This is a genomic window from Streptomyces sp. NRRL B-24572, from assembly GCF_002156145.1.
Lineage (GTDB): Bacteria > Actinomycetota > Actinomycetes > Streptomycetales > Streptomycetaceae > Streptomyces > Streptomyces vietnamensis.
Genome location: NZ_MWIG01000641.1, coordinates 1 through 4718, shown reverse-complemented (window position 1 = coordinate 4718; position 4718 = coordinate 1). Strand labels below are relative to the sequence as shown.

The following is a 4718-nucleotide window of genomic DNA, read 5'->3' as shown; positions in this document are numbered from 1 at the left end:
GTCCCCGAGTAGCCCCGGGCGAGCCAGGGGGCTCGGCCCGGGGCTACTCGGGGACCTTCAGGCCGAGGCCCTCGATCCGCGGGGTGACCTTCGCCCGCCAGATGTCGCGCGCCTCTCCGTTGGTGGTCTGCCGGAGCCCGAAGCGGACCGCGAGCTTCGACCTCTCCGAACGCGCGCTCCCGAAGATCCGGTTGAATCCCGGCCACAATCGGTCGAGCCCCTGCTGGAGTTCCTCGCGTCCCTCCTCGGTGCGGGCGAGATTCCGGCACACGCGCGCGCCGTGCGCGATGTGGACCTTCTCGTCGAGAATGATCGTGCGCACCGCCTCGGCCCACGGCTTGTAACTGCTCTGCGCGAATTCGGAGATCATCACCATCGCGGTCTCCTCGCCGATGTACGAGAAGATTCCGCGCTCGGCCCAGGTGGTGCAGGTGTGGAACTCGTGGCCGGCGAAGAGATCGCGGTCGACGAGCCGCTGCTGCTCCATGTAGCCGGTGTCCACGCCGATGTCGGCCAGGATCCTTTTGCCGATCTTGTAGTGGTCGTACTCCTCGACGGCGCGCTCGGCGCAGACCTGCCGTTCCTCGGCGTTCGGCGCGAGCGGCAGGAACACCTGGATGTAGTCGTCGGCGCCGGACAGTTCGCCCTCGGTGTTGACGATCATTCCCCGGACGGCGATCTCACGGTAGTCCTCGGGCATGGCGAGGAATTCCTCGGGGGTGCGGACGACGACGACCTCGTCGACGGGAACGGAAGATGCCATGGTGATCCACTCGCCTCGCTCGTTCGACTACGACCCGAAAGACCGCTGAAAACGCGGTGTGCATCGCTGTGTACATCGTTGTGCGCGTCGCTGTGGTGGAGCGGTCGAACGCTATCCACGGCTCACTCGTCCATCAATGAGACCAAGGACCGGAATGGCTGATTTCCCTGAGTCGCGCACGGCGCACGGAGAACCGGATCCCGTACGGGCTGCGGCGCGTCGGACAGCGCACGGAAAGATCACCGGGCCGTCCGTTCCCGGAGGCGACCAGCGGGAAAGGCCGGGGGAGGGGAATCCTCCGAATTCGGTGCGCACGGCTGAAATCGCGCGGCCCGCAGTGTGGCCGGATCAGGCCCCGATCAGACCGGAATTCGCCCCGCGAGCGGCTCCGAACTGTGTCAACTCGGCCACGCCCGGCGGGAATCGAACGACCTGGACACCGTCTTGAATCTCTATATGCTGGCGCCATGCTTTCTGCCGCCTCCGCGCCCGCGAACGCCACCCCCGCAACCCCCTCCGTGCCCGCACCGGCCACCGCCTCCCGGCTGGCCAACGTCGGTTCGTCGCCGGTACGGGAGATCCTGGCGCTCACGGCGCGGCCCGAGGTGATCTCGTTCGCCGGAGGCCTGCCCGCCCCCGAACTGTTCGACATCGAAGGGATCCGGGCGGCGTACGACCGGGTCCTGACGGAGAACCCGCAGGCGACCCTCCAGTACTCGACGACCGAGGGCGACCCGGAGCTGCGCACCGCCATCGCCGCCCGCCTCACCGCGCGCGCACTGCCCACCGACGCCGACGACCTGCTGATCACCACCGGCTCGCAGCAGGCGCTCACGCTCCTCACCACCGCCCTCGTCGAACCGGGCAGCGTCGTCCTCGTCGAGGACCCCTGTTACCTCGCCGCCCTGCAGACCTTCGGCTTCGCCGGCGCCCGCGTCGTCCCCGTGCCCACCGACGACCAGGGCCTCATCCCCGAGGCCCTGGAGGAGATCGCGGTCCGCGAGAAGGCCACCCTCCTCTACATCGTCCCCACCTTCCAGAACCCCACGGGCCGCACCCTCCCCGCCGAGCGCCGCCACGCCGTCGCCGCGGCCGCCGCACGGCACGGGTTCTGGATCGTCGAGGACGACCCGTACGGCGAACTGCGCTACGACGGCGAGCGCGTCCCCTCCATCGCCGCCGACCCCGTCGCCGCCGACCGCACCGTCCTGCTCGGCTCCTTCTCCAAGGTGATGGCCCCCGGCCTCCGGCTCGGCTTCCTGCGCGCCCCCGCCGGGCTGCGTCGCGCCTGCGTGATCGCCAAGCAGGCCGCCGACCTGCACACCTCGACCATCGACCAGGCCGCGGCCGCCCGTTACCTCCGCGACAGCGACCTCGACGCGCACGTCGCGGTGATGCGCGCCGCCTACCAGGAGCGGCGGGACGCGATGCTCGAGGGCCTGCCGGGCGCCCTGCCCGAGGGCAGCCGGTGGAACAGGCCGGAGGGCGGCATGTTCATCTGGGTGACCCTCCCCGCCGGCCACGACGCGACGGCCCTCCTGAAGACCGCCGTCGGCCACGAGGTGGCGTACGTGCCGGGGGCGCCGTTCTTCTGCGGCGAGCCGGACCCGGGCGCGATGCGGCTCTCGTTCACGACGCACTCGGCCGACGAGATCGGGGAAGGCCTCCGCCGGCTGGCGAAGAGCTTCGTCCGATGACGGGCGCGGGGACTTCGGCTCCTGCTTCCGCCACGCTGTCGCCGGACGAGCTGAACGCGCTCGTCCAGCGGCAGTTCCCGGACTACGCGGCCTGCCGCGTCACCGACGCGAGCGGGACGGACCTGCTCATGGAGGCGGACGGGGCCCGGCTCCGCACCCGTCCCGGCGGCACGATCTCCGGCCCCGAACAGGCCGGGCTCGTCGACCTCGCAGCCTTCCTCCTGATCAACGCCCGGCTGGGGCGGTCCACCCCGATGGCGCTCACCACCTCGCTCCAGATCAGCTATCTCAACCGCCCCCGGCCCGGACTGCTCCGTACCCACGCGCGCATGGCCAAGTTCGGCCGTCGCCTCTGCGTGGTCCTCGCCGAACTCCGGGACGAGGCGGGCGATCTGGCGGCCTCCGCCACCGTCACGTACTCCGTCCCGTCGGCGGGCGCAGGTCAGGGGACCGGCTGACCTCGGGCCGCTCGCCGACCGCCCCCGGGCCATCACCTCGTGTCGTTGTTGGGCCGAACGGGTGAGGAGCGGGAGGATGGGGCCATGAGTAGGTACGAGAGGTACGACGTCACCGACGAGCAGTGGGAGGGCCTCGCCCAGGTCCTGCCCCTGCGCGGCCGTGACGAATGGCCGTCCAGGGTCGACCACCGCACGATCCCCGAGCAGTACGAATCCGCCGAGCAGCGCCGCATGGTCGTGCTCCGCGTGCAGGTCTTCGCCGACGCCCGCGAGGTCGCCGAGTACCTGATCGCCCAGATCCCGGTGCTCCTCGATCTGACGAGCGCCGACACCGAGGTCGCCAAGCGGATCCTCGACTTCAGCAGCGGTGTCGTCTTCGGCCTCGGCAGCGGGATGCACCGCGTCGACCGAAACGTTTTCCTGCTGGCTCCGGCCGGCACGGAGGTCGAGGGCGCGGAGGGTGAGGGCGAGGAGGACGTCGTGGGCGGCCGGACCGCCGGCGTCCCCCGATCGTAGGAAGGCCATCTCGCCGTAACGGTTCGTCAGGGAATGATCTGCGTACGGTCCGGGCATGGACCTCACCGGCGGCTCCACGCTCGCCCGCACGTCAGACGCCCGCCCCTCCGACGTCGTTCCTTCCTCGACTCGCTCTTCCGCTGTCGCGCCTGCTTCTGATGCCCGTGCTTCCGAAGCCTGTGTTTCCGAAGCCTGTGTTTCCGAGGCTCGTGGCTCTGACGCCCGCGCTTCCGAGGCCCGCGCTTCCGAAGCCCGTGTGTCCGATGCCCGTGGCTCCGATGCCCGTGCGTCCGATGCCTGTGCTTCTGATGCCCGTGACTTCGATGCTCGTGGCTCCGATGCCTGTGCTTCTGATGTCCGTGGCTCCGAAGCCCGCGCGTCCGACGCCCGTGTGCCCGATGCCCGTGGCGCCGAGGCCTCCGCTTCCGGTGCCCGCGCTTCCGGCGCGCGTGCGTTCGATGCCCGTGCCGTCGGCGCCCCGGCTTCCGGCACCCGCGCTTCAGGGCCCGGATCCACCGGGGGGCGTCCCACCGGATCCCGTTCCACCGGATCCCGCTCCGGCGGGTCCCGCGCCTCCGTCCCCGAGGCGCGGGGCCCGGTCGCGGCGGAGGGCCGGGGCGGGCCGCTGTCCGCCCGGCCGGCGCCCTGCGCCCGGCCCGCCGTCACCGAGCTGCGGCTCTCCGCCTTCGCCGGTCACCGTTCCGCCGTGCACGCCCTCGGACCGGTCACCCTCTTCGCCGGGCCGAGCGGCAGCGGCAAGTCCACCGCCCTGCGGGCGTACGAGGCGCTGGCCCGGCTCGGCGCGGGCGAAGCGCTCCACGAGGTGTTCCCCGACGCCGCCGACTGCGTTCCCGAGCGCGCCCGGCCCGACGCCCAGGGCAGGCGCGGTTTCAGGATCGGGTGCACGGTCGACGGACCCGAGGGTCCCGTCAGCCTGGACCTCGCCGTGCAGGCCGAGCCCCGGCTCAGGATCGTCGGCGAGCGGCTCACCGGCCGGGGCCGCACCCTGCTCGCCACCGCGCTCCGCGACCCCGGCCGCAGCGCCGTCCAGGCCGAGTGGCACACGGCCGGCGCCACCCCCGTCACCCGGGCCCCGCTCCCCGACGACCTGCTCGGCACGGCCCTGCTGCCGCTGCGGGTCGCGGGCAAGACCCAGGGACAGCGGGAGGTTCTGGCCGCCGCCGAGCAGGTGGTCATCGGGCTGCGGTCCGCCTTCGCCTGCGACCCCCGGCCCGAGCGGATGCGGGCCCCCGTGCCGCCCGGCGAGGGGCGGCTGCGGCGCGG

The 4718-nt window shown here is 72.2% G+C and carries 4 protein-coding genes and 1 pseudogene; 4 read left to right on the top strand and 1 reads right to left on the bottom strand.

What is annotated here, in order from left to right:
• Positions 1 to 43: 43 nt before the first annotated feature.
• The gene (locus tag CCN56_RS32440; RefSeq protein ID WP_179200057.1) at positions 44 to 763 is read right to left on the bottom strand and encodes a Phenylacetic acid catabolic protein; all 720 of its coding nucleotides are present in this window, start codon (positions 761 to 763) and stop codon (positions 44 to 46) included.
• A gap of 467 nt (positions 764 to 1230) precedes the next feature.
• Here CCN56_RS32440 and CCN56_RS32435 point away from each other — a divergent pair, with 467 nt between their 5' ends.
• The 4 genes and pseudogenes from CCN56_RS32435 to CCN56_RS32420 form a co-directional block, all read left to right on the top strand.
• Complete coding sequence (locus CCN56_RS32435) at positions 1231 to 2460, top strand: PLP-dependent aminotransferase family protein (protein ID WP_179200056.1); 1230 nt, start codon at positions 1231 to 1233, stop codon at positions 2458 to 2460.
• Positions 2457 to 2918, top strand: a complete 462-nt coding sequence (locus CCN56_RS32430) for a PaaI family thioesterase (RefSeq protein WP_086831455.1) — start codon at positions 2457 to 2459, stop codon at positions 2916 to 2918. The genes CCN56_RS32435 and CCN56_RS32430 overlap by 4 nt, the downstream gene beginning before the upstream one ends.
• An 84-nt stretch (positions 2919 to 3002) precedes the next feature.
• The gene (locus tag CCN56_RS32425; RefSeq protein ID WP_041131726.1) at positions 3003 to 3434 is read left to right on the top strand and encodes a cell division protein SepF; all 432 of its coding nucleotides are present in this window, start codon (positions 3003 to 3005) and stop codon (positions 3432 to 3434) included.
• A 625-nt stretch (positions 3435 to 4059) separates the two neighbouring features.
• Positions 4060 to 4718 (top strand): annotated as a pseudogene (locus CCN56_RS32420) (ATP-binding protein); the annotation flags it as partial.